The 22,893-nt window shown below is 62.9% G+C and carries 17 protein-coding genes and 1 riboswitch; of the genes, 14 read left to right on the top strand and 3 right to left on the bottom strand.

Annotated features, from left to right (window positions below; translation table 11 throughout):
- The first annotated feature begins 19 nt into the window (after window positions 1-19).
- Window positions 20-253, top strand: a riboswitch (cobalamin riboswitch).
- A 162-nt stretch (window positions 254-415) separates the two neighbouring features.
- From DU490_RS04690 to DU490_RS04655, 8 genes are all read left to right on the top strand, one after another.
- Window positions 416-2,266, top strand: coding sequence for a TonB-dependent receptor domain-containing protein (locus DU490_RS04690; RefSeq protein WP_114573174.1), 1,851 nt, complete (start codon window positions 416-418; stop codon window positions 2,264-2,266).
- 46 nt (window positions 2,267-2,312) lie between these two features.
- Entirely contained in the window at window positions 2,313-3,182 is an 870-nt protein-coding gene (locus DU490_RS04685; protein WP_114573173.1) for a cobalamin-binding protein, read from the top strand.
- 4 nt (window positions 3,183-3,186) lie between these two features.
- On the top strand, window positions 3,187-4,170 hold the full coding sequence (locus tag DU490_RS04680; RefSeq protein ID WP_181869967.1) for an iron ABC transporter permease: 984 nt from the start codon (window positions 3,187-3,189) through the stop codon (window positions 4,168-4,170).
- Complete coding sequence (locus DU490_RS04675; RefSeq protein ID WP_114573171.1) at window positions 4,170-4,937, top strand: ABC transporter ATP-binding protein; 768 nt, start codon at window positions 4,170-4,172, stop codon at window positions 4,935-4,937. The genes DU490_RS04680 and DU490_RS04675 overlap by 1 nt, the downstream gene beginning before the upstream one ends.
- Window position 4,938: 1 nt before the next feature.
- The gene (locus DU490_RS04670; protein WP_114573170.1) at window positions 4,939-6,264 is read left to right on the top strand and encodes a cobyrinate a,c-diamide synthase; all 1,326 of its coding nucleotides are present in this window, start codon (window positions 4,939-4,941) and stop codon (window positions 6,262-6,264) included.
- A 4-nt stretch (window positions 6,265-6,268) separates the two neighbouring features.
- Entirely contained in the window at window positions 6,269-6,880 is a 612-nt protein-coding gene (gene cobO / locus DU490_RS04665) for a cob(I)yrinic acid a,c-diamide adenosyltransferase (protein WP_114573169.1), read from the top strand.
- A 207-nt stretch (window positions 6,881-7,087) separates the two neighbouring features.
- Window positions 7,088-8,554, top strand: a complete 1,467-nt coding sequence (locus DU490_RS04660) for a cobyric acid synthase (RefSeq protein ID WP_114573168.1) — start codon at window positions 7,088-7,090, stop codon at window positions 8,552-8,554.
- A 384-nt stretch (window positions 8,555-8,938) separates the two neighbouring features.
- Window positions 8,939-10,360, top strand: coding sequence for a xanthine/uracil/vitamin C permease (locus tag DU490_RS04655; protein ID WP_114573167.1), 1,422 nt, complete (start codon window positions 8,939-8,941; stop codon window positions 10,358-10,360).
- A gap of 69 nt (window positions 10,361-10,429) precedes the next feature.
- Here the strand turns inward: DU490_RS04655 and DU490_RS04650 are convergent, their stop codons facing one another.
- Window positions 10,430-11,197 carry a glycerophosphoryl diester phosphodiesterase gene (locus DU490_RS04650; RefSeq protein ID WP_114573166.1) on the bottom strand — a complete coding sequence of 256 codons (768 nt, stop codon included), beginning with the start codon at window positions 11,195-11,197 and terminating at the stop codon, window positions 10,430-10,432.
- A gap of 138 nt (window positions 11,198-11,335) precedes the next feature.
- Between DU490_RS04650 and DU490_RS04645 the strand changes: the two genes are divergently transcribed.
- Together DU490_RS04645 and DU490_RS04640 are read left to right on the top strand one after the other, a co-directional pair.
- Window positions 11,336-11,896, top strand: coding sequence for a hypothetical protein (locus tag DU490_RS04645; RefSeq protein ID WP_114573260.1), 561 nt, complete (start codon window positions 11,336-11,338; stop codon window positions 11,894-11,896).
- Between the two features lie 119 nt (window positions 11,897-12,015).
- Window positions 12,016-12,993, top strand: coding sequence for an NADPH:quinone reductase (locus DU490_RS04640; RefSeq protein WP_114573165.1), 978 nt, complete (start codon window positions 12,016-12,018; stop codon window positions 12,991-12,993).
- Window positions 12,994-13,071: 78 nt separating this feature from the next.
- Here the strand turns inward: DU490_RS04640 and DU490_RS04635 are convergent, their stop codons facing one another.
- Entirely contained in the window at window positions 13,072-13,998 is a 927-nt protein-coding gene (locus tag DU490_RS04635) for a MurR/RpiR family transcriptional regulator (RefSeq protein ID WP_114573164.1), read from the bottom strand.
- Window positions 13,999-14,291: 293 nt separating this feature from the next.
- On the opposite strand from DU490_RS04635, the gene DU490_RS04630 reads away from it, so the two are divergent.
- From DU490_RS04630 to DU490_RS04615, 4 genes are all read left to right on the top strand, one after another.
- Window positions 14,292-15,086 carry an enoyl-CoA hydratase/isomerase family protein gene (locus DU490_RS04630; protein ID WP_114573163.1) on the top strand — a complete coding sequence of 265 codons (795 nt, stop codon included), beginning with the start codon at window positions 14,292-14,294 and terminating at the stop codon, window positions 15,084-15,086.
- Window positions 15,087-15,107: 21 nt separating this feature from the next.
- The gene (locus DU490_RS04625; protein ID WP_114573162.1) at window positions 15,108-17,300 is read left to right on the top strand and encodes an acetate--CoA ligase family protein; all 2,193 of its coding nucleotides are present in this window, start codon (window positions 15,108-15,110) and stop codon (window positions 17,298-17,300) included.
- Complete coding sequence (locus DU490_RS04620; protein ID WP_114573161.1) at window positions 17,297-18,115, top strand: enoyl-CoA hydratase-related protein; 819 nt, start codon at window positions 17,297-17,299, stop codon at window positions 18,113-18,115. The genes DU490_RS04625 and DU490_RS04620 overlap by 4 nt, the downstream gene beginning before the upstream one ends.
- A 138-nt stretch (window positions 18,116-18,253) precedes the next feature.
- On the top strand, window positions 18,254-20,179 hold the full coding sequence (locus DU490_RS04615) for an SLC13 family permease (RefSeq protein WP_114573160.1): 1,926 nt from the start codon (window positions 18,254-18,256) through the stop codon (window positions 20,177-20,179).
- Between the two features lie 61 nt (window positions 20,180-20,240).
- Here DU490_RS04615 and DU490_RS04610 read toward each other — a convergent pair whose 3' ends face one another.
- Complete coding sequence (locus tag DU490_RS04610; protein WP_114573159.1) at window positions 20,241-22,688, bottom strand: acyl-CoA dehydrogenase; 2,448 nt, start codon at window positions 22,686-22,688, stop codon at window positions 20,241-20,243.
- Between the last annotated feature and the right edge of the window lie 205 nt (window positions 22,689-22,893).

Raw genomic sequence — 22,893 nt, 5'->3', positions numbered from 1 at the left:
TTGAAGGGATCACTTGGCGATGCATGCTGCGTTGCCTGGTGCCATTCCCTAAGAGGTTAAACGGGAAGTCGGTGAACTCTCTCCTTTGCTGGAGGATCAAGAGCATTCCGACGCTGCCCCCGCAACGGTGATCGAGTGTGGGTCCATCATTACGCCACTGTGCCCCGGCATGGGAAGGCGATGGCCCCGAAGCGTGTCTATGGCGCTGCTTCGCTCGTAAGCCCGGAGACCGGCCGGAGAGAGCTGGAAACACCGAACAAATCGTTTGGTGTTTCCCTCATGCCGGGTTGCGGTGGGCGACTTCGAGGCAGGGCAGAAGCCGCTGTTCACCTCTCTTCCCTTCTCGACCCCTTCACGCTGCCCCGGCTTCGCATAGAAGACCGTGCGGGTAGGCACGGCGAGCAAGGGAATCAGAATGAAAATCAAACATCAACTGGCTGCGCAGGGCCTGGCCGCTTTCGGCCTGGCAGCGCTTCCTCTGGCCGTTCAGGCCCAGGTTGCGTCTACAGAGACTGCCGACACCGTTTCACTCAATCCCATGGTGGTCACCGCCACCTTGGCGCCGCGTACCGCCGATGAAACGCTATCCTCCGTTACCCTGCTCGACGAGGCCACCCTGCGCCGTCAGGATCCCGTGGAGTTGACGGACCTTTTCCGGGGCCAGCCCGGGGTAGATGTTTCGTCCACCGGTTCTTTAGGCAAGCAGACAACACTTAGCATTCGTGGCGGCAATAATAAGCAGAGCCAGTTACTGATAGACGGCATTCGCCTCCAGTCCGCCACTCTAGGGGAGAGCTCCTGGCAATACCTTGATCCGCGCATGTTTGAGCGTGCCGAGATCGTACGCGGCCCTAAGGGCAGTCTGTACGGTGCCGACGCGGTAGGTGGGGTGGTGCAGCTCTTTACCCATGGGGCGCAGGAGGGTGGCCCGCATCCACGCATTTCTGTGGGCGGCGGCTCATTCAATACCCAGCGCTACAGCGCCGGGCTCTCCGGCAGCAGCGGCGGCACCCGCTACAGCTTTGCCGGTAGTCATTTCTCTACCGATGGCGCCCCGATTCGCCGCGGTGGTGAAGATAAAGGGTATGACAATACGACTGGCCTGGTGCGTCTTGCCCATACATTTGATGGTGGTGCTGAAATAGGCATGTTGGCGCTGCGGGCAAAGGGGAATACCGAGTTTGACAATGGCGAGACCGACTTTGTCCAGCAGGTTGCCGGTATCTACGGTGAGATTCAAGTCACGGAGGCCTGGCGTAGCCGACTGACTCTGAGCGAATCTCGGGATGAGAGCGACAATTTCGATCAGGACAGAACGCTCAGCTCCATCATCGATACCCGGACCCAATCGACGCGCTGGGAAAATACCCTTGGTTTCGGCTTGCATGAGCTAGTGGCCGGAGCTGAGTACAGTGAAGATCGCGTCACCAGCACCACTCCCTATGACGAAACTAGGCGAGACAATACTGCGGTCTTTGCCCAAGTCCTCTTCGATTTTTCGCCATTCTCCGTTCAAGCAGCGCTTCGCCACGATGACAACCAAGCCTTTGGCGAGGAGACAACGGGGAGCTTGGCGTTTGGTTTTGACATGGACGCTTACCACACCTTGCGTACCAGCTATGGCACCGCTTTCAGGGCGCCGACGTTTAATGAACTGTATTGGCCTGGGGACGGCAATCCTGACCTGAGCGCAGAGACCTCCGAGACGCTCGAGGTTGGTGTACGAGGCCAATATTCAGCTTGGTTCTGGGATGCAGCGTTATATCAAACTAATGTTGATAATCTGATTGCGGGCTGGCCACCTGAGAATGTCGATGAGGCACGTATCCGCGGTATCGAGCTGTCGAGTGGTGCCGAGATCGACGATTGGATCCTGGCGGCGGCCTTGACCTATACCGATCCGGAGAATCGAAGTGGGATCAATGAGGGGAAGCGCATCAGGCGCCTTGCCACCAAGAGCTTTCGCCTCGATGCCGACCGCGAAATGGGCGACTGGATGCTGGGTGGTTCCTGGATCGCCCAAAACAATCGCTATAACGATGCCGCTAACGAACAACGCATAGCTGGTTACGGGCAAGTTAATTTGCGCGCTGGCTGGAACTTCGCGCCAATGTGGTCAGCCCGGATGACGATAGATAATGTGTTTGACAAGGAAGTTGTTACCGCAATGGGCTCTGATTTTGATTTTGTTACGTTCGAGTCTACACCGTTCGACTATATTAACACCGGCCGTGCGGCCTTCCTCAGTGTTCACTTTGGCCAATAGCGGCCGGTTCAGCGGGGCCTCTGGCCCCGCTGCAATTTCCAGCGCCTTGCTGATCCTGGCCCTGTTCGGGCTGGGCGTCGGCGAGGCGCGAGCCGATTCGCTGTGCGCCAGCGATGACCGTTCACGCGAGGTGTGCCTGGAATCGCCGGCCACCCGCATCGCCGCGCTTTCACCCGGCGCCACCGAGCTGGTCTACGCCGCCGGGGCGGGGGAGAAGGTGGTCGCGGTGGTGGCCTACAGCGACTACCCGCCCGAGGCGCAAGAGGTGCAGTCGGTGGGTAGCCACACCCGTATGGATCTGGAAGCCCTGGTGACACTGAATCCGGACCTGGTGATTGGCTGGGCGACCGGCAACCCGCCCGAGCAGCTCGAGACCATCGAGGCGCTGGGCATGCCGGTGTTCTATATCGAGCCGCGGGACTTCGAGGGGGTATCCAGCGCCATCGAGCGGCTGGCGCTGCTTGCCGACACCCGTGAAGCGGGCGAGTACGTGGCTGCCGAGTTCCGCGATGGCATGGCCGAGCTTACCAAGCGCTACGCAGATGCCGAGCCGGTGCCGGTGTTCTACCAGGTCTGGGACGAGCCGCTGATGACCATCAACGACGAACATTTGATCGGCAAGGTGCTGACCCTGTGCGGGGGCGTCAACGTCTTCGGCGAGCTGTCGCGACTGGTACCGCGCATCGACGACGAATCGGTGCTTGCCGCTGACCCCGAGGCAATCCTGGCCGGCGGCATGGGCGAGGAAAACCGCGACTGGCTGACCCACTGGGAGCAGTATCCGAGCCTGACGGCAGTGGAACGGGACAATCTCTTCTTCGTGCCGCCCTCGCTGATCCAGCGCCCCACACCCCGGCTGCTCGAGGGCAGCCGCCTGTTCTGCGAGAAGCTCGACCGTGCCCGCGACAAGCGCTGAGGCGATGGCGCCGGGAGCGCGTCGCTCGTTGTGGCCACCGCTGGCCACTCTCGCCCTGCTGGGACTGGCGGCGCTGTTGTTCTCGGTCACCCAGGGCAGCGCCGCGCTGTCGCTTGCGGACGTGTGGGCGGTGGTGCGCGGTGAGGGTAGTCCATTGGCGCGTACGCTGATACTCGAGCTGCGCGTTCCGCGTTCACTGGCGGCCTTTGCCGTGGGTGGCCTGCTCGCCGTGGCCGGTGCGCTCATGCAGGTACTGCTGCGCAATCCGCTGGCCGACCCCTATGTGCTGGGGCTTTCCGGTGGCGCCTCGGTGGGCGCGCTGGCGGCGATGTTGGCGGGATTGGGCGGGGCGGTGATCACCGGCTCGGCCTTCGCCGGGGCCTTTCTCTCCACGCTGCTTGTTTTTGGACTGGCCCACGGCACCGGCAGCTGGACACCCTCTCGGCTGCTGCTCACCGGTGTGGTGGTTGCCGCCGGCTGGGGTGCGGTGATTACCCTGATGTTGGCGCTAAGCCCCGCTGAGCGTTTGCCCGGCATGCTTTACTGGCTGATGGGCGATCTCTCCTATTCGCGCACGCCCTGGCCGCCGCTGGCACTGCTGCTGCTCATCTGCCTGTTGCTGATGCCGCTGGGTCGCAGCCTCAACGTGATGGCCCGAGGTCCACTGCAGGCGGCGGCACTTGGGGTCAACGTGCGACCGCTTGAGTGGACGATTTACCTCACCGCCAGCGCGCTCACCGCCATGGCGGTGACCACCGCCGGCAGCATCGGCTTCGTCGGCCTGGTGGTGCCGCACATGCTGCGCCTGCTGCTGGGCAACGATCAGCGCCTGATCCTGCCGGCCTGCGCGCTGGCGGGGGGGACGTTGCTGGTACTGGCCGATACCCTGGCGCGCACCCTGATCGCCCCGGAGCAGCTGCCGGTAGGGGTCATCACCGCGCTGCTCGGCGTGCCCACTTTCCTCTACCTGCTCTACCGGAGCCGCTGATGAACCGCCTCGAGACGAGCGAGCTGGTTGTCGACGTGCCGGGGCGCCAAGATGGCCGCCCGCTATCGCTCAGCGTCGAGCCGGGGCAAGTATGGGGTGTACTCGGCCCCAACGGTGCCGGAAAGACTACCCTGCTGCACACCCTGGCCGGACTGCGCCCATCTCGTAGTGGCCAGGTGCTTATCGACGGTCGTTCACTGGCAGCGCTTGGTCGTCGGCAGGTGGCGCGTACGCTGGGTCTGGTGTTCCAGGAGCGCCACGACGGCTTTCCTGCCACGGTGCGCGAGACTGCGCTGATCGGCCGCCACCCCTGGCTTTCAGCGTGGCAGATGGAGGGCGGCGAGGACCTGCGCCTGGCCGAGGCGGCACTCGAGCGCCTCGATGTCGACCACCTGGCCGAGCGCCTGGTGAGTACGCTCTCCGGAGGCGAGCGACAGCGGCTGGCCATCGCCACGGTGCTGACCCAGGCGCCGCGGATCTGGCTCGCCGACGAGCCCACCAACCATCTCGACCTGCACCATCAGACCGCGGTGATGGCGCTGCTCGCAGAGCAGGCCGCCGAGGGCCGGGCGGTGATGATGTGCCTGCACGACCTCAACTTGGCAGCGCGCTGGTGCGATCACCTGCTGCTGCTCTATCCCGACGGCGAGGCATGCTGGGGGCCGGCTGAAACTATGCTGGTACCCGCCGCCCTGGAGCGGCTCTATGGCCAGCGCCTGGCCACTGCCGAGATCGACGGTGCCCCCGTTTTCGTACCCGTGAGGTGATATGACTGACGCAACAATTCGCGGCGAGGCCCATGCCGCGCTGATTACCGCCCCCGGCTCCGGCCAGGGCAAGTCCATGGTCACTGCCGCGCTGGCTCGGCTGCACCGCAATGCCGGCCGCAAGGTCAGGGTGTTCAAGCACGGCCCCGACTACCTCGACCCCATGGTGCAGGAGGTGGCTTCGGGCCAGCCTGTTTACCAGCTGCACCCATGGATGACCGGCGAGGCAGAGTGCCGCTGGCGCCTGGCCGAGGCAGCGCGTGACGCAGACCTGATCCTGGTCGAAGGCTCCATGGGTCTGTTCGACGGCGACCCGTCCAGCGCCGACCTGGCTATATTGGCCGGGCTGCCGGCGCTGCCGGTGATCGATGCCTGGGGCATGGCCCAGACCTTCGGCGCGGTGGCCCAGGGGCTGGCCAACTACCATCCCGACCTCGCCATTCACGAAGTCATCGCCAACCGTGTCGGCAGCACCGGCCATGGTAGGCTGCTGGCGGAGAGCATGCCGACGGGGCTTTCCCTGCTCGGTGCCATTCCGCGCCACGAAGCGATGGCCATTCCCGATCGCCACCTGGGCCTGGTTCAAGCCGGTGAACTCACTGGCCTCGATGCTCAGCTTGATGCTGCCGCCGAGGTGCTCAAGGAGGCGGGCCTCGACCGCCTGCCGGTTAGGGTGACGCTTGAAGCCGAGGCACCCGAGCCACCGCCACGCCTACTCGAAGGTGTACGCATCGCCGTGGCGCGAGACGATGCCTTCGCCTTCCTCTATCGCGCCAACCTCGACCTGCTGACTCAGATGGGCGCCGAGCTGCATTTCTTTTCGCCGCTGACGGAAACCGGGCTGCCCAAGTGCGACGCCCTGTGGCTGCCCGGCGGCTACCCGGAACTGCATGGGCAGACGTTCGCCGGCAATGCCCTGATGCTTGCCGAGATTCGCGCGCATCACAGCGCCGGCAAGCCGATCCTTGCCGAGTGTGGCGGTCTGATGGCGTGCATGGAAACCCTGGTGGATGGCGATGGTCGTAAGCACGCCATGCTGGGGCTGATGCCCGGCACGGCGCGCATGGCCGGCAAGCTCAGTGCGCTGGGGCTGCAGAGCCTGGCGACCGAAGACGGGGAGCTGCGTGGCCACACCTACCACCACTCGGTGCTGGAAACACCTCGCGAGCCGGCTGCCCACGCCCGACGCCTGGCCGGCAGCCCTGCCGAGCCGGTCTACGTCCAGGGCAGGCTGGTGGCCAGCTACTTCCACGGCTACTTCCCCTCGGCCCCGGCGCTCACCGCCGCCATCTTCCGCGGCGAGCCGCTGCGTTTCACCAAGGAGTGACCCCATGCGAGACAGCGCCAAGGAGCCCCAGCGCCACGCCCAGCGCATGGCCGCCAAGCAGAAGATCATGCACGAGCGCATCGCCAGTGCCCAGAAGGAGCAGGGGCTGCTGCTGGTGCTCACCGGCCCGGGAAAGGGCAAGAGCAGCTCCGGTTTCGGCATGCTGGCACGCGCGCTTGGACACGATATGAAGGTGGGCGTGGTGCAATTCATCAAGGGGCGGCGAGAAACCGGCGAGGAGGCCTTCTTTCGCCGCCAGCCCGGCGTCGAGTACCACGTGATGGGCGAAGGCTTTACCTGGGATACCCAGGACCGCGAGCGCGATATTCAGGCTGCAGAAGCTGCCTGGGGGGTGGCCCGCGGCATGCTCACCGATACCAGCTTCGATCTGGTGCTGCTCGATGAGCTCAATATCGCCCTGCGCTACGAATACCTCGATCTCGATCGCGTGCTCGATGATCTGCAGGCTCGGCCGGAAATGCAGCACGCCGTGGTCACCGGCCGCTACGCCCCCGAGCAGCTCATCGAACTGGCTGATACCGTGACGGAAATGAAAGTGGTCAAGCACGCCTTCAAGGAGCAGGGGATCAAGGCGCAGAAAGGCATAGAGCTGTAGCAAATCCTGATTGAGAGCCGATTTCCAACCGCTGCCTTCGATGGGCGACTGGGCAGGTCGTAGCGAAGGTCATTTGCCAGGGATGGCAAATGTAGCGCCCAAGGATGGGTTCACAGCGTCTTCGCGAAGTGCCTGCCCTGGCGCACTCCGGATCGTGATGGTCACGTCGCCACCGCAAGCGATGGAGTCCTGAATAGAGAGCAACCCATGGCGACATTGATGATCCAGGGCACCACCTCGGACGCTGGCAAGAGCACGGTGGTTGCGGGGCTTTGTCGGATGCTGGCGCGGCGCGGGGTCTCGGTGGCGCCGTTCAAGCCTCAGAACATGGCACTCAACAGCGCGGTGACGGTGGATGGCGGTGAAATCGGCCGCTCTACGGCGCTTCAAGCGCTGGCGGCAGGCGTCGAGCCCCACAGCGACATGAACCCGGTGCTGCTGAAGCCCGAGAGCGAGCGCGGTGCCCAGGTGATCCTGCGCGGGCGGGTGCACGGCCACATGGACGCGCTGGATTATCACGCCTACAAGCGTACAGCACGCGAAAGCGTGCTGGCGGCCTGGCGGTCTCTCTCATCTCGATACGACGTGATCATTGCCGAGGGGGCGGGCAGCCCGGCGGAGATCAACCTGCGGGCCAACGATATCGCCAACATGGGCTTCGCCGAGATGGTGGATTGCCCCGTGCTGCTGGTGGGCGACATCGACCGCGGTGGGGTATTCGCCCAACTGGTGGGCACCCTGGAGCTGCTCAGCGAGGGCGAACGTGCACGCACCAAGGGCTTTATCGTCAACCGCTTTCGTGGCGATATCGCCCTGCTCGAGCCGGGCCTCGAGTGGCTTTCCGAACGCACCGACAAGCCGGTCCTGGGCACACTGCCCTACCTGCAGGGGCTCTTGCTCGACGCCGAGGACAGCATCGGCCGCAGCGGCCGAGTTGGGCAGGGGACCACGCTCAAGGTGGTGGTGCCGGCGCTGCCGCGCATCAGCAACCACAACGACTTCGACCCGCTGCGCTTGCACCCCGGCGTCGAGCTCAGCTTTATTGGGCCGAATCAGGTGGGGCCAGGCCAGGCAACCCCGCCGGCTGACCTGATTATCCTGCCCGGCAGCAAGAGCACCCGTAGCGACCTCGCCTGGCTGCGTGCCCAAGGCTGGGAGGCGGCGATCAAGCGTCATCTGCGCTACGGAGGCAGGCTGCTCGGCATCTGCGGCGGCTTTCAGATGCTGGGCCGCGCGGTGCACGACCCTGGCGGTCTGGAGGGGTCTGCCGGGTCGACGCCAGGGCTAGGCCTGCTCGACGTCGAGACGCGCATGGTCACGGGCAAGCAGTTGCGTAACGTGAGTGGGCGCTTGCTTGGCGAGGATGTGCCGATAAGCGGCTACGAGATCCATAACGGCGTGAGCGAGGGTCCTGCCTTGCAGCGGGCCTTGTGCGAGCTGGAGGGGATACCCGACGGTGCCGTCAGCGCGGATGGCCAGGTCATGGGTACCTATCTGCACGGCCTGTTCGACCGCCCCGAAGCGTGCGCGGCACTGCTGGCTCGCTGCGGGTTAGATTCCCAGGGTTCTGCGGTGGATTACCAGGCCCATCGCCAGAGCGAACTGGACCGGCTGGCGGACTGCCTGGAAACGCACCTGGACATGACCCCCATCGACCGTCTGCTTGGGCTCTGAATCGATCGCCGGCAGTATCGTTCTTTAGTTCTACACATACCCCGACCACTTTTGTTGGTGCCGCGTTGCCATTGCTTCGCAAGAGGTTTATTGACGCTGGTCCCACAGCTTTACGTTGACGTTAACTTCCTCAATTTGGTTGCGATCTTGTCGACAACAGCGCTCATATTTCCGGGTAGTTGCCTGCATTTTTGCCTCTGCTATTGAGTTTCTGCGTTCGCTTTTTGCAATGTTGTCGACAAGTTTCACCTATGAGCTGCTTGTCCACATGTCAGATGGTCGAATGTTGCGCCGCGTCAGACACGCGTACAACCGAGTTCGACCAAGAATAAAAACAACCGACTAAGAGGAACGCTCAAAAAACAGAACCGCTGAGGTGTCGACGTGCTGCTCAAACGCGAATATGGCCAGGAACATCCCTATTGGCCACTGGGACCCTTCAAGGTCCGACTTCCCTTCATCCACTTCAAGTGGGCGATTCCCGAAACCATCCAGGCCATGGTGATGTTCGTCATCTCCCTGGGCATGATTCCGCTGCTGGAGCAGTACCTGGGCGTGCCTTACGAGGTCGGCTTGGCCTTCGTGGTGGTATGCGGCATCGGCTTCATCCTGCCGCCTTTATTGGGGGTGCCGTTCATCGCCGGTTGGATCACCCCGGCAATACCCGTGGTGCTGCTGTTCATCGGCCAATTCGAGCCGGGGCCCGAGGCCCTTCGCGCCATGATCGCGCTGCAGTTGATGGTCACGGCCATCTTCCTGTTCATGGCGGTTACGCGCCTGGGTAGCAAGTTGGTCAACAACGTGCCGGCTTCGATCAAGGCGGGCATCTTGCTGGGAGCCGGTATCGCGGCCATCAGCGGCGAGATCGTCGAGGGCGGACGTCTTTACAATACGCCGATCTCGCTAGGCATCGGTGGGCTGATCACTCTCTACGTTCTGTTCTCACTCTCCTTCCGTGACCTGGCCGAGAAATACCGTTGGGCACGAAATATCGTTGCCTTCGGGATGGTGCCGGGCATGCTCATCACCATGGCCATCGGCTGGGGTGTCGGAGAGTACTCCTTGCCAACGGTGGAGTGGGGCATTGCCGTGCCTGATTTTGCCGGCATTTGGGCCTACCTGCCGTTCTCCATCGGCGCGCCGGGCATCGAACTGATGGTGGCGGCGATTCCCACAGCGATCATTGCCTACATCATCGCCTTCGGCGACATCGTGGTCGGCCAGACGCTGCTCAAACGTGTCGATCACCTGCGTCCTGACGAGAAGATCGAGGTCAATATCGACCGGGTACACCTGATTACCGGCATCCGCAATCTCATGCACTCGCTGCTGGCCCCCTATCCGGGTCTGGCCGGCCCGCTCTTCACCGGCGGCATGGCCACCGTGACCGAGCGCTACCGCTATGGGCGCAAGGCCATGGATACCATCTACTCCGGTACCGGTGTGTTCTGGATCGTTGGCTTCTTCGCCCTGTTCCTGCTGCCGTTGGTGACCTTCTTCCGCCCGGTGCTGCCCATCGCGCTATCGATCACCCTGTTGATCACCGGCTACCTGTGTATCGCCGTGGCGGTTGAGCAGATCAAGAACGCCACCGCCATGGGCGTGGCGGGCATCATGGGCGTGGTGCTGGCGACCCACGGCGCGGCCTGGGGGTTGGGTATCGGTCTGATCCTCTATTTCCTGATCGAACACCGGGCCCGTGGGGCGCGTGAAGCGGAAGAGCAGGAGCCGATTTCCGTTGAGGACGATATGGTGGTTGAGCGGGACGATGAAGACCCCATGCAGCCCGAGCCGACAATGCGCTGATTGTTACGGTGGCATGACCAGGCGGGCCGACATCCGGAATGTCGGCCCGCTTGGGCTATGGCTCTGGGTTCAATCCGGGGTAGGCGGTGGTGCAATGCCAGCGAAGCAGGCCGGGTCATCGCTGATGGCGCTGTCTACCCCCCAGAGCCAGTGGCGGGAGAAGGCGGCCGGATCGTTGGGGGTATAGCATAGCAGCCGGTAACCGGCCTCCTTGATCTCCCTGGCGCGACGGGCAGTGAGCCGTGTCCAGTCGGTATGCACGCTGAAGGCATCCAGGGCCTCGCAGCGAGGTTGCCACTTCTGGGGGATGCTCTCTGTGAGCACGCCGATCGGCAGACGTGATGCGTCGGCCAGCGACCTGGCGTAGTGCAGCGAGGCCATGTCGAAGGAGGAGAGAATGATGCGTTCAGGGGGGAGCGCCTCGAGCAGGCGTGGCACCACACTATCCGCCAGCTCGGTGCCACTGCGGTTGCGCCCGACCTTGAGTTCCAGATTGACACCCATATCCAGATTCACCAACAGGTCCAGCATGTCCGCAAGCGTGGCCATGCGCTCGCCGCGAAAACTGTCGCTGAACCAGGAGCCAACGTCGAGCTCGCGCGCCTTGGTCACACTGAGTCGGGAGAGCTGGCCATGGCCGTCCGAGCAACGCTTGAGGGTTGGGTCGTGCCAGATCACCGGGGTACCGTCACCCAGCAGTTGGACGTCAAGCTCTACCCAGTGGCAGCCGATGTCGAAGGCGGCACGCACGGCGCTCAAGGTGTTTTCGGGGGCGTGGGCGGAAAGTCCCCGGTGGGCGATCAGGCGGGGCAGGGCGATGTCGGGATGTGGCGGCATTCAGTGACTCCGTGAGCGGCCTGAACAGTCTATTGGTTACAGGTAACAGAATAGCGACTCTCGAGACCCATGGCACGGGCGGAGACGAGCCGGATTATGCTAGGCTTGCGGGCTTTGATCGATGCAGCGAGGCATGGCATGAAGGTGATGACCCCCGAGCGTGACGAGCAGCGCGATGCCTGGCTGGCCAGGCTTTGTGCCGACATCTATGGTCGAGAGGCGGGGCTGACGCCCCTGGTCACTTTCTCGGGTGCGCGACAGGTGCTTTTTGCTCAAGAAGCCGCTCGCTTGTGGGGGCTGGTGGACGATCAGGAACGCCCCGGTGCACTGGCACTGCTGGTGCTCGATGAATCGGGTGCCAGCATGGTTCTGGAGCTGAGCGCTTCGCCCAGCGGCGATCGTGAGAGTGAGCGACGGCTGATTCGTGAACTCGCTCTCAAGGCGCCGCTGCGCGTGGAAGCCGGTGACCAGGATGCCGAAGCTTTCTACCGGCGCTGTGGTATCTCACGCTGGTTCGCTGCTCCCGGTGGGCACCGCATCGGCCTGGCCCAGGGGCATCCGGCACAGACCATCGGCGATATGGAACCTGCGCTGGATTTCGACGAGGCGGCAATCCTGCGTCGATTCAAGCATGATCCACGTTTCTTCGAACAGGAGAAGGGCCTCTTCGTCGCTGCCCTGGCGGCATTTCCCGGCTGATAATGACTCGAGTGCGGGCAGTACGGTAGCCGCGATCCTTGACCGCTAACCCATTCGGCGTTTGGATGGGGCTCTATCCTGAGTACACTACCCATCAACCGAACAAGGAATATGGCGCCATGGCCAAGCGTATCCAGTTTGCTCGTACCGGAGGACCAGAGGTTCTTGAACTGCTGGAGGTAACCCCCGCCGAGCCGCGACTCGGCGAAGTTCGCATCCAGAACCATGCCATTGGCCTCAACTTCATCGATATCTACTTTCGTACCGGACTGTACCCAGCACCGTCGCTACCGTCCGGCCTGGGTACAGAAGGCGCTGGTGTGGTGGATGCGGTGGGCGACGGCGTGACGCATCTCAAACCGGGTGACCGGGTAGCCTATGCTCAGGGTCCTTTGGGGTCCTATGCAGACTATCATGTGCTGCCCGCCGCCAAGGTGGTGGTATTGCCTGACGGCGTTGATGTGGAAACCGCTGCCGCCTGCATGCTCAAGGGGCTGACCGTGCAGTACCTGCTGCGCCAGACCTGCCCCCTCAAGGGCGGCGAGACGATCCTGTGGCACGCCGCGGCCGGTGGCGTCGGCTCGATTGCCTGCCAGTGGGCGAAGGTGCTGGGAGTGAAGTTGATTGGAACAGTGAGTTCGCCCGAAAAAGCCGCCCTCGCTGAGAAGAACGGAGCATGGGCGACCATCGACTATACCAAGGAGGATGTGGTCGAGCGGGTACGCGAGCTGACCAATGGCGAGATGGTAGATGTGGTCTACGACTCGGTAGGCAAGGACACCTGGAACATTTCGCTCGATTGCCTCAAGCCTCGTTCGCTGATGGTCAGCTTCGGCAACGCTTCCGGTGCGGTCGAGGGTGTCAATATCGGCATCCTCAACCAGAAGGGCTCGCTCTTTGTGACCCGCCCCAGCCTCAATGGCTATGCCGATACCCGGGAACGGCTGGAAATGATGGCCAATGAGCTGTTCGACATGCTGAAGGGCGGCCAGTTGACGATAGATATCGGTCAGAAATACTCACTGGCCGATGCGGGCAAGGCCCAGGAGGACCTGGCAAGCCGCAGGACCACCGGCTCCACTATCCTGCTGCCCTGATCGGTACCGCCCACAACCCTTTTTGATTCGCCTTGCGCCGCCGGTTCCTGTTCCAGGGCCGGCGGCGTCTTGCGTGCGCTACTCATTGCTGACATAGGCACCCATCTCACGCATTCGCGACTCGAAGCTCGCCACGTTATCGACCAGGCCATCGGGGCCGTAGGCCACGCACTCGGCGAGCAGCACCTCGATCAGGGTGATGGCGGAAAGGATCGAAGGGAAGAAGTGTGGGGTGGCATTGGCGACGGTGAAGGTGATGGCGGCGCCAGGCACCAGTGGGGAGCGCAATGTGTCGGTCACCACGAGCGGGTGAACGCCATTCTGGCGAGCAATATCCAGTGCGCGCATCGTTTCGCTGCAATAGGGTTCGAAGCCGAAGGTGACCACCACGTCTTGCTCGCCGAAGGGTGCCAGTTCCGTCAACAATCCGCCTTCCTGCCCGCGTATCAACTGAATGTTGGGCATGGCGATACGGCCAACGTAGGCGAAATGGTAGGCGCAGGCGAAGGTGTCGCGAAACCCCACCACGGCAATCTTCTCGGCGCTAAGCAGCATCTTTGCCGCATCGCGGACTCGGGCCTGGGTATCGGCGGTGAAGAGCCGGCCGATATTGTCGAAGGCCGCGTCACCGACATCGAGAAAGACCTGGTCATCGGTTTGGCTGGCCAGGTTACGCAGATTGCTGGCCCGCCCGGAAAGCTCTACCGGCCCCGCCTGCACTGCCGACTGGAAGACCTCACGAAACTGCTCATAGCTGTCGAACCCCAACCGCTTGGCCAGACGCACCAGTGTCGAGGCCGTTACACGTGCCGCCGTCGCCGACTTGCGAATCGATTGGAAGGCAATTTCCACTGGATGCTCCAGCACATAGCCGGCGGCCAGCTTCAGCTGCGGGCTGAGCTCCGGATAGGCGGCGGCCAGTTGCTGATTCACGGTATCCAGACCCGATGGAAGGCTGGTCTCGACACTCTGCATTTCGGCGTTCTGCGGTTCCTGTTCCAGCATGTCGGTCTCCTGCAGGGGGCGTGTTACCCAGTGACATGATGCGGGCGGCCGGTAGCCGTGCCCCGCATTGTAACGCATGGGCTTCGTCAATAAGTGAAACATTTGTTTCTCATTCTGTTGTTTTTCAACACGTTCGTGTTGACGGCGCTTCGTGGCTTGGTTAGGATGCGCATAATACATCTGTGTCAGTATTTATTTGATAACGGCACGTTTGTTTCCGCTCGCAGCCACAGTGTCGGGCGTTGTGCAGCCATTCACAGTCATTGTTCGATCACGAGAGTGCCCGGTAGCCCATGATTCAACACAGTCCTGAAACCCTGAATATCGCCCAGGTGGGCGGCGTGATGGAGATACGCTTCAATCGTCCCCATCGCCTCAATGCGGTAGTGGAAGCCCTGTATACCGACCTGCTGGCGACGCTGGCCAGCGTCGAGGCGGATGACGACATTCGTGCCGTGATCTTGACCGGTGAGGGTCGTGCCTTCTGCGTCGGTGCCGATATGAAGGAGCATGGAGGCGCCAAGCGCACGCTGTTCCAGCGCCGCCAATACCTCCAACTCGGCAATGATGTCTGCGAAGCGATCTATCGCCTGCGCAAGCCCGTGATCGCCGCAGTCAACGGCTACGCCCTGGGTGCCGGCGCCGAGATGGCGGTTTCTTGCGACTTCATTGTCATGGCCGACGAAGCACAGATCGGTTTCCCGGAGACCAGCATCGGCACCTGCGTCGGCGGCGGTGTTTCCAAGATACTGCCCCAGTTGGTGGGGTTGAACATGGCGCGCCAGCTGCTCTTCACAGGTCGGCGTATCGATGGTGAGGAGGCCGCGAGGGTCGGGTTGGCCACTTCTAGCTGGCCAAAGGACTCACTGCTCCATGAAGCGCACCGCCTGGCAGGTGACTTGGCGAAGCAGGCGCCGGTCTCCATGGCCATGCTCAAGCGCCTGGTGAATCAGGGCGGACACACCGATCTGGAAGGGCAGTTGCAGCAGGAGTTGGATGCCGTGTTCACCTGCTCCACCACAGAGGATTGGCAGGAGGGCGTTGACGCCTTCGCTGAGAAACGCACCCCGAACTTCAAGGGCCTGTGACAGGCCAAGGTATACGAGAACATGAATCCCATCGAAGGACATCTGGCGACCCGTAGCCCGCTGCACGACATTCTGGCACCAACCGGTATCGCTGTAGTCGGCGCCTCCAGCGATCCTACCAAGCGTGGCTACAAGGCCATGGTCGGCCTGGTCAAGGATGGCTACAGAGGCGATATCTACCCGGTCAACCCCAAGGCTGACATGATCCTGGGAGTCAAGGCCTGGCCGTCTGTCACGGCTATTCCGGGCAACCCACAGCTCGCGTTGATCTGCACCCCGGCGGCTACCGTACCGGCACTGATCGCCGAATGTGGCCGCCGGGGTATCAACGGAGCAATCATCCTGGCCAGCGGCTTCGCTGAAGTCGGTGAGGACGGGGCCGCGCTCGAGCGCGAGATGATGGAGAAAGCCGTGGCACACGGGGTGCGGATTATCGGACCCAATACGTCGGGCGTCTTCAACCTGCACCATAGAATCAACCTGCTGGCACTCGACAACGTCAAGCCCGGCGGTGTGGGGATCATCTCTCAGTCCGGCAACATGCTGTTGTCGCTGGCGCTGGAGGCACAACACAATGGCCAGGTGGGTTTCAGCACCTACGTGGGCCCGGGCAACCAGAGCGACATCGGTTTCAACGACTACCTTCGCTACCTGGGCGAAGATGAAAATACGCGGGTCGCGGCCCTCTATGTGGAAGGCTTCCGTAACGGCCGCAAGTTTCTGGAAGTGGCCCGCGAGGTCACCGCCATGAAGCCGGTGGTCGTCTACAAGTCCGGCTCCACCGAACAGGGCCAGAAGGCCGCCAGTTCCCATACCGGGGCGCTGGCTGGTAGCTATGCCATGACCGTGGACCTGCTGAAGCAGTCCGGCGTCAGCGTGGTCCAGCACTCCGACGAGATCCTGCCGGTGGCCGAGGGGCTTGGCTTGTTGCAGAAGGCCCGTGGTAAACGCGTGGCGGTGATCTCGGACGGCGGCGGCCAGGCGACCATCGCTTCCGACCGCCTGGCCGAGGCGGGTCTCGAGCTTGCCGAGCTCTCCGATACTACGCGCCAGCGACTGCGTGACATCCTTATCCCTCAGGCTTCCACCGTGAATCCGGTGGACGTGGCCGGTTCGACCGACGCCAACCCCTCGCTGCTGGCTACCTGCATGGAGATCGTCGCCGCCGATGACAACGTCGACAGCGTCTTTCTGGTGGGCATGTTCGGCGGCTACAGCATTCGCTTTGCCGAATCACTGCTGGGCGACGAGATGCGCGGCGCCGAGGCGATGGTGGACCTCTCCAGGGCCACCACCAAGCCGCTGGTTGTCTACAGCCTCTATACACCGATCAAGCCGCCGGCGCTGCGTCGCCTGCATGAAGCGGGGCTGCCCATCTACGCCTCCATCGAGCATGCGGTGCGGGTGCTTTCGGCGCTGGGTGAGCGTGGCCAGTACCTGGCCCAGGCCGAGCGTCAGAGCCGCGAGCGCAGCGTCGAGCCGCTGCCCGAACTCACTGCCATGTTCCAGCAGGCCCAGGCCCAGGGCCGCGACCTCTTCGAGTACGAGGCCAAGCAGCTGTTGCGTGACCACGGTATCGAGGTGCCACTGGAATTGGTGGTCAGGAGCGAGGCTGAATTAGCCGAGGCGGCCAAGCAGTTCGGGGACACGCCGCTGGCCATGAAGGTGGTCTCCAAGGACATTCTACACAAGTCCGACGCCGGCGGTGTCAGGCTGAACGTTTCCGGTGAGGCGGCCCTGTGCGAAGCTCGCGAGGCGATCCTTGCCTCCTGCCGTGCCTATGACGCCACTGCCGAGATCGAGGGGGTTCTGGTGGCGCCCATGGCCAGGAAGGGCGTGGAGGTGATCCTCGGGGTGATCCGCGACCCGATCTTCGGCCCGGTGCTGATGTTCGGTCTGGGTGGCATTTTCGTGGAGATCCTCGAGGATGTGGCCTTTCGGGCCATCCCGCTGTCGCGGCACGACGCCGAGGCAATGGTCGAGCAGATCAAGGCCAAGAAGATTCTCGGTGGCGTGCGCGGGGAGCAGGCGGTGGACAAGGCCGCACTGGTCGATCTGCTGCTCAAGGTGTCGCGGATCGTCGAGGCCTACCCGGCGCTCTCCGAGCTGGACCTGAACCCGGTCATCGTCAATGCCGACGGCTATGCAGTGGTAGACGCCCGGGTTATCGTTGACCGCACTGCCGAGCCCACTGACAAGGAAGCCGACGCATGAGCCGCCCAACGACTCAACCTACTGTGCCTGATCTGATTGACGCTCGCCTGAGCCTGGAAGGGCGTGTGGCGACCTTGACCATGGATCGCCACGACGTGCGCAATGCCTTGACCGGTACCGCCCTGGTAGACGATATCGTCGCCACAGCGGAGTGGGTCAACCAGTGTGATGATGTTTCGGTTCTGGTGATCACCGGTGCCGGTTCGGCCTTCTCCGCCGGTGGTAACGTCAAGGACATGGCCAACCGCGGCGGCGACTTCGCCGGCGACGTGGCCGTGGTGGCTGATCGGTACCGGCGCGGTATTCAGCGCATCCCGCTGGCGCTGCAGGGTGTGGAGGTGCCGGTCATCGCCGCGGTCAACGGGCCGGCCATCGGAGCCGGCTTCGACCTGGCCAATATGGCGGATATCCGTATCGCTTCGACCCGTGCGAAATTTGGCGAGACCTTCCTCAACCTGGGGATCATCCCCGGTGATGGCGGAGCCTGGTTCATGCAGCGCCTGATTGGCTACCAGCGCGCCTTCGAGTTGACCCTCTCCGGCCGTGTGATCGATGCCGATGAAGCGAAGGAGTACGGCATCGTGCTGGAAGTCACCGAGCCGGAGGCCTTGATGGAACGTGTCGCAGAACTTGCTGGCCGGATGGCAGCCCAGCCACCCAAGGCGACCCGACTGACCAAGCGTTTGATGAAGATGGGTAGTCGCATGGATCTCAAGGATTTTCTCGATGTCTGCGCGGTGTTCCAGGGAATGTGCCACAACGAACCGGAGCATCTCGAGGCGGTGAATGCCATGCTGGAGAAGATGACAAAATAGCCGCTGACAGGCAGAAAACCCGGCGTATGCCGGGTTTTTTTGTCTCGAAGGCGAACGGGATCCTGCGGAAAACGCTGGATTTTTTCCCTCACTGCTGTTGTGCTGGAACGCATTGCAATCACAGGGAGGTGGCCGGCTATGGCCGACCATACGCTGGTCTTCTTCGTTCTCGGCCTGACCCTTGCAGCCTTCGTGTGGGGGCGCTTCCGCTATGATCTGGTGGCGTTGACAGCCCTGTTGGGGTCGGTCCTGCTGGGCCTGGTGCCGGGTGATGAGGCGTTTGTGGGCTTTGGCCATCCGGCGGTGATCACCGTTGCCGCGGTTTTGGTGCTGAGCCGCGGCTTCGAGCGTTCCGGGGTCGTGGACGTGATCGCCGAGCAGGTGCTCAAGGTGGGCGAGCGGCTCTTCCTGCAGCTCGCCGCCCTGACCGGCACCGTGGTGGTGCTCTCCGGCTTCATGAACAACGTCGGCGCCCTGGCGCTGCTGCTGCCGGTGGCCATGCGCCTGGCGCGAGAGCACGACACCTCGCCGTCGCTGCTGTTGATGCCGCTGGCCTTCGGCTCACTGCTGGGCGGCTTGACCACTCTTATCGGGACGCCACCCAATATCATCATCGCCAGTTACCGGGGCTCGGTCACTGGCGACGCCTTCGGCATGTTCTCCTTTTCTCCTGTCGGGGTATCGGTCGCCATGGCCGGCCTGGCCTTCATTTTGCTGTTGGGGTGGCGGCTGGTGCCACAGCGGGCCGGCAAGGCCTCCACCGAGGCGATGTTCGATACCGCCCATTACCTGGTCGAAGTGAGGGTGGAGGAAGAGTCAAAGGCAGTGGGCTGGACGCTGCGTGACCTGCACGATGCCCTGGAGGAGACAATCCCGGTGCTGTCAGTGGTGCGCGACGACAAGCGTCGGGCTGGCCATGCCTTCTACGGCAGCCTGCAGGAGGGCGACATCCTACTGGTCGAAGCCGGGCCGGAAGAGATGAAACTGCTCGAGGACAAGGCCGGATTACGCCTGGGTATCGACCCGAAAGAGGCGGAAGGGGAAGAGCGAGAAGAGGGCCGTGAGCCAGATGAAACGCACTGGAGTGTTGTGAATCAGACCGTTGTGAACGACACGCCCCCAGGCTCAGATAACAGCCAGCGCGAGAACAAGAAGAAAGAAAAGAAAGGGAAGCAGGAAAAGAAACAGAAGAAGGGTATCGATACCGAGGGACTCGAACTGGTCGAGGTGGTGGTCCGAACCGACTCCATGATGGTCAACCGGACCATCACCCAACTGAGGCTGCAGAACCAGTTCGGGCTGCACCTGGTGGCGGTAGCTCGGGACGGGGGGCGCCTTAAGCAGCGCCTTCGCGATATCCGCTTTCGTACTGGCGACGTCCTGCTGCTACAGGGTGGAGAGAGCGAGCTCTCCGAGAGCCTGGCGACCCTGGGTTGCCTGCCGCTGGCGAGCCGCAACCTGGCGCTGGGTCAGCCGCGTATGCTGCTGGTATCACTGGGCATCTTTGCGGTAGCAATCTTGACCATTCTGCTGGGGATCCTGTCCGCGTCGGTAGCGCTTTCGAGTGCGGCACTGGTCTCGCTGTTGGTAGGAGTGCTGCCGCTGCGTGATGGCTATCAGGCCATTGATGGGCCGGTGATCGTGCTGCTAGCTGCGATGATCCCGGTGGGCCAGGCATTGGAAACCAGCGGAGGGGCGGCATTGATTGCCGAGAATTTGCTGGTTCTCGGCGTCGACTGGCCCATCCTGGTGACGCTGGTGGTACTGTTCCTCATCGCCATGCTGCTTTCCAACGTGGTCAATAATGCCGCTGCTGCCGTCTTGATGGCGCCGATAGCGGCCAGCCTGGCCAGCGGCTTTGGGGCTTCTCCCGATCCCTTTCTGATGGTGGTGGCGGTTAGCGCATCATGTGCTTTCCTGACGCCCATCGGGCATCAGTCCAATACGCTGGTGATGGGCCCGGGCGGCTATCGCTTCGGCGATTACTGGAAGTTTGGCCTGCCGTTGTCACTGGTGGTGCTGGTGGTGGCAATACCCATGATCCTGCTGGTCTGGCCACCCTGAAACGAGAACGCCCCGGCACAGGTCACCGTGTTGGGGCGTTCTCGTGAAATACCGTGAATAATCAGGCGGCGTTGTGGCGCAGGATGTTTTCCTTGTCGGTGGCGAACTCGTCGTATTCGAAGTCGTCGACAGTGAGCATTTCAAGCACTTCAGCTTCGAAGGCGCGCATGAATAGCGCATCCTTTTCGGAAATGATGCCGGCCTCGAGACCCGCCTCTACACGCTGCTCGGGATGCAGCGCGTACATCGACAGCTCACCCTTGGCGAAGGCCTTGTTGAGGGTGCGATAGAGCGCTTCGGCGCGGTCGTACTCGTGCAGCAGGGCGTTGTAGTGGGCGAGGGGGTTGTCCTTGACGCCATCCTGGGCGTCCCAGGTGTTGCGCAGCAGCTTGGTACGCAGCGCGCTGTCACGGGATACCGCCTGGGCGATCTCGCGAGTCAGGTTGTCGTGCGGACGCTTCCAGCGACGCCCCAGCGGCATGACGACTGTACGCAGTGTCCCGGCCAGTATCCGGTTGGGCATGTTGTCGAACAATTCGTCGAGCGCCTGCTCGGCACGCTCCAGCAGGAAGGTGCAGCTGTAGTGCAGCAGGGCGGCTTCACCTTCCACCTTGTCGCCTTCCTGCCAGTTCTTGAGCACCATGGAGGCCAGGTAGAGGTTGGAGAGTACGTCGCCCAGCCGCGCCGACAGCAGCTCGCGCTGCTTCAGCGAGGAGCCGAGGCTGGCCATGGCAGCATCGGCACAGAGTCCGAAACCGGCGGAAATGCGGCTGATGTCCTTGGCATAGGGTGCAGCAACTGCCTCGAAGGGCACCGTGGTCTTGCCGATGCCGAAGGCCAGGGTGAGCGCTCGTGCCACGTTGCCGAAGATGAGCCCGGCATGGCCGAAGAAGGCGCGGTCGAAGGCCTTGAGGTCGTCGGCATTCATGGCAGCCAGCTCCTCCAGGACGAAGGGGTGACAGCGTATGGCGCCCTGGCCGAAGATCATCAGGTTGCGGGTCATGATGTTGGCGCCCTCCACCGTGATGGAGACCGGGTTGCTGCTGTAGCCGATGCCGATGTAGTTGCGTGGCCCCAGGGTCACAGCCTTGCCGCCATGGATGTCCATGGCGTGGGAGAGGGCGTCACGCTGGAATTCCGTAAGCTGGCTCTTGAGGATCGCCGAGGGCACCGAGGGCTTCTCGCCGCGATCGATTGTATTGGCGGTCTGGTAGACGGCGGCCTGGGCGATATAGCCCAGGGCTGCCATGCGGGCCAGGGGCTCCTGAACGCCTTCCATTTCGGCCACGGGGACATTGAACTGACGGCGAATTCGGGCGAATCCGCCGGTCCAGCCGATGGCGTAGCGAATGGTGCCGCTGGCGCCGGAGGGCAGGGTGATGCAGCGGCCGATGGAGAGGCACTCCACCAGCATGCGCCAGCCCTGGCCGATCATCTCGGTGCCGCCGATGATGGTGTCCAGCGGGACGAAGAGATCCTTGCCCTTGATGGGGCCATTGAGGAACGGGCTACCGATGGGGTGATGACGGCGACCGATTTCCATGCCCGCCGTGTCGCGGGGCACCAGTGCCAGGGTGATGCCGCGGTCTTCCTCCTCACCCAGCAGGTGGTCCGGGTCGAACAGCCGAAAGGCGAGTCCGACCACGGTGGCAATGGGTGCCAGGGTGATCCAGCGCTTGTCGAAGTTGAGGCGCAGGCCGAGCACCTCCTTGCCGTCGACGATCTCCTTGCACACGATGCCGGTGTCGGGCAGTGAGGTGGCGTCGCTGCCGGCCCGCGGCCCGGTGAGGCCGAAACAGGGAATCTCGCGACCGTCGGCCAGCCGGGGCAGGTAGTGATCCTTCTGCTGCTGGGTGCCGTACTTGAGCAGCAGTTCGCCTGGGCCCAGGGAATTGGGCACGCCGACGGTGATCATCAGCATCTCGTTGACGGTCAGCTTCTGCAGCACCATGGACTGGGCCTTGGCGGAGAAGCCCAGGCCGCCGTACTCCTTGGGAATGATCATCCCGAAGAAACCCTCTTTCTTCAGATACTGCCATAGCGCCTCAGGGAGGTCGGCGCGCTCCTTGGCGACCTCCCAGGCGTTACACATGCCTGCGGCGACCGAGCACTGTTTGTCGAGGAAGGCCTGTTCCTCGTCGCTCAGGCCATCGTCGCGATAACGCATCAGGCTGGTCCACTGGGGACGGCCCGAGAACAGCTCCCCGTCCCAGGCCACGGTGCCGGCTTCCAGGGCGGTCCGCTCGGTGTCGGAGACACGGGGAGCCACCTTCTTGAACATCGTGAACAGACGTGGCGACAGCCACCGGATACGCAGGGCCGGAAGGCCGGCAGCGGCAACGCCGGCGGCACCGATCAGCAGCAGCACACCAAGGATCGGTGAGCCCAGGAGCAGGCCGGCCAGGCCGAGTACGGCAAGTGCCGCGAGGGCGGGTACCACGCCAGCTTCGCGGCGCATGACCACCACGAGTCCGACGATCGTCAGCAGGAGCAGTATCAGGGTGAGCATGCCTCGTCTCCGTTGGGGATGGCGCTTCGAACAGTTGTTTGAATCTATTAGGCTAGCCGATCATTTCGTGTGTGACCAGCCCCCTACTTGTAGCAGCCAAGTCTTCCAGTAGCCATGTCTTCCAGTAGCCAAGTCTTCCAGTAGCCAAGTCTTCCAGTAGCCAAGTCTTCCAGTAGCCATTTCATGCGGCAGCGATGCTGGACAG

Source organism: Halomonas sp. DQ26W (assembly GCF_003339685.1).
GTDB lineage: Bacteria > Pseudomonadota > Gammaproteobacteria > Pseudomonadales > Halomonadaceae > Halomonas.
Note: the sequence above shows the minus strand (reverse complement) of the source record. Positions and strands in the feature narration are given on the sequence as shown.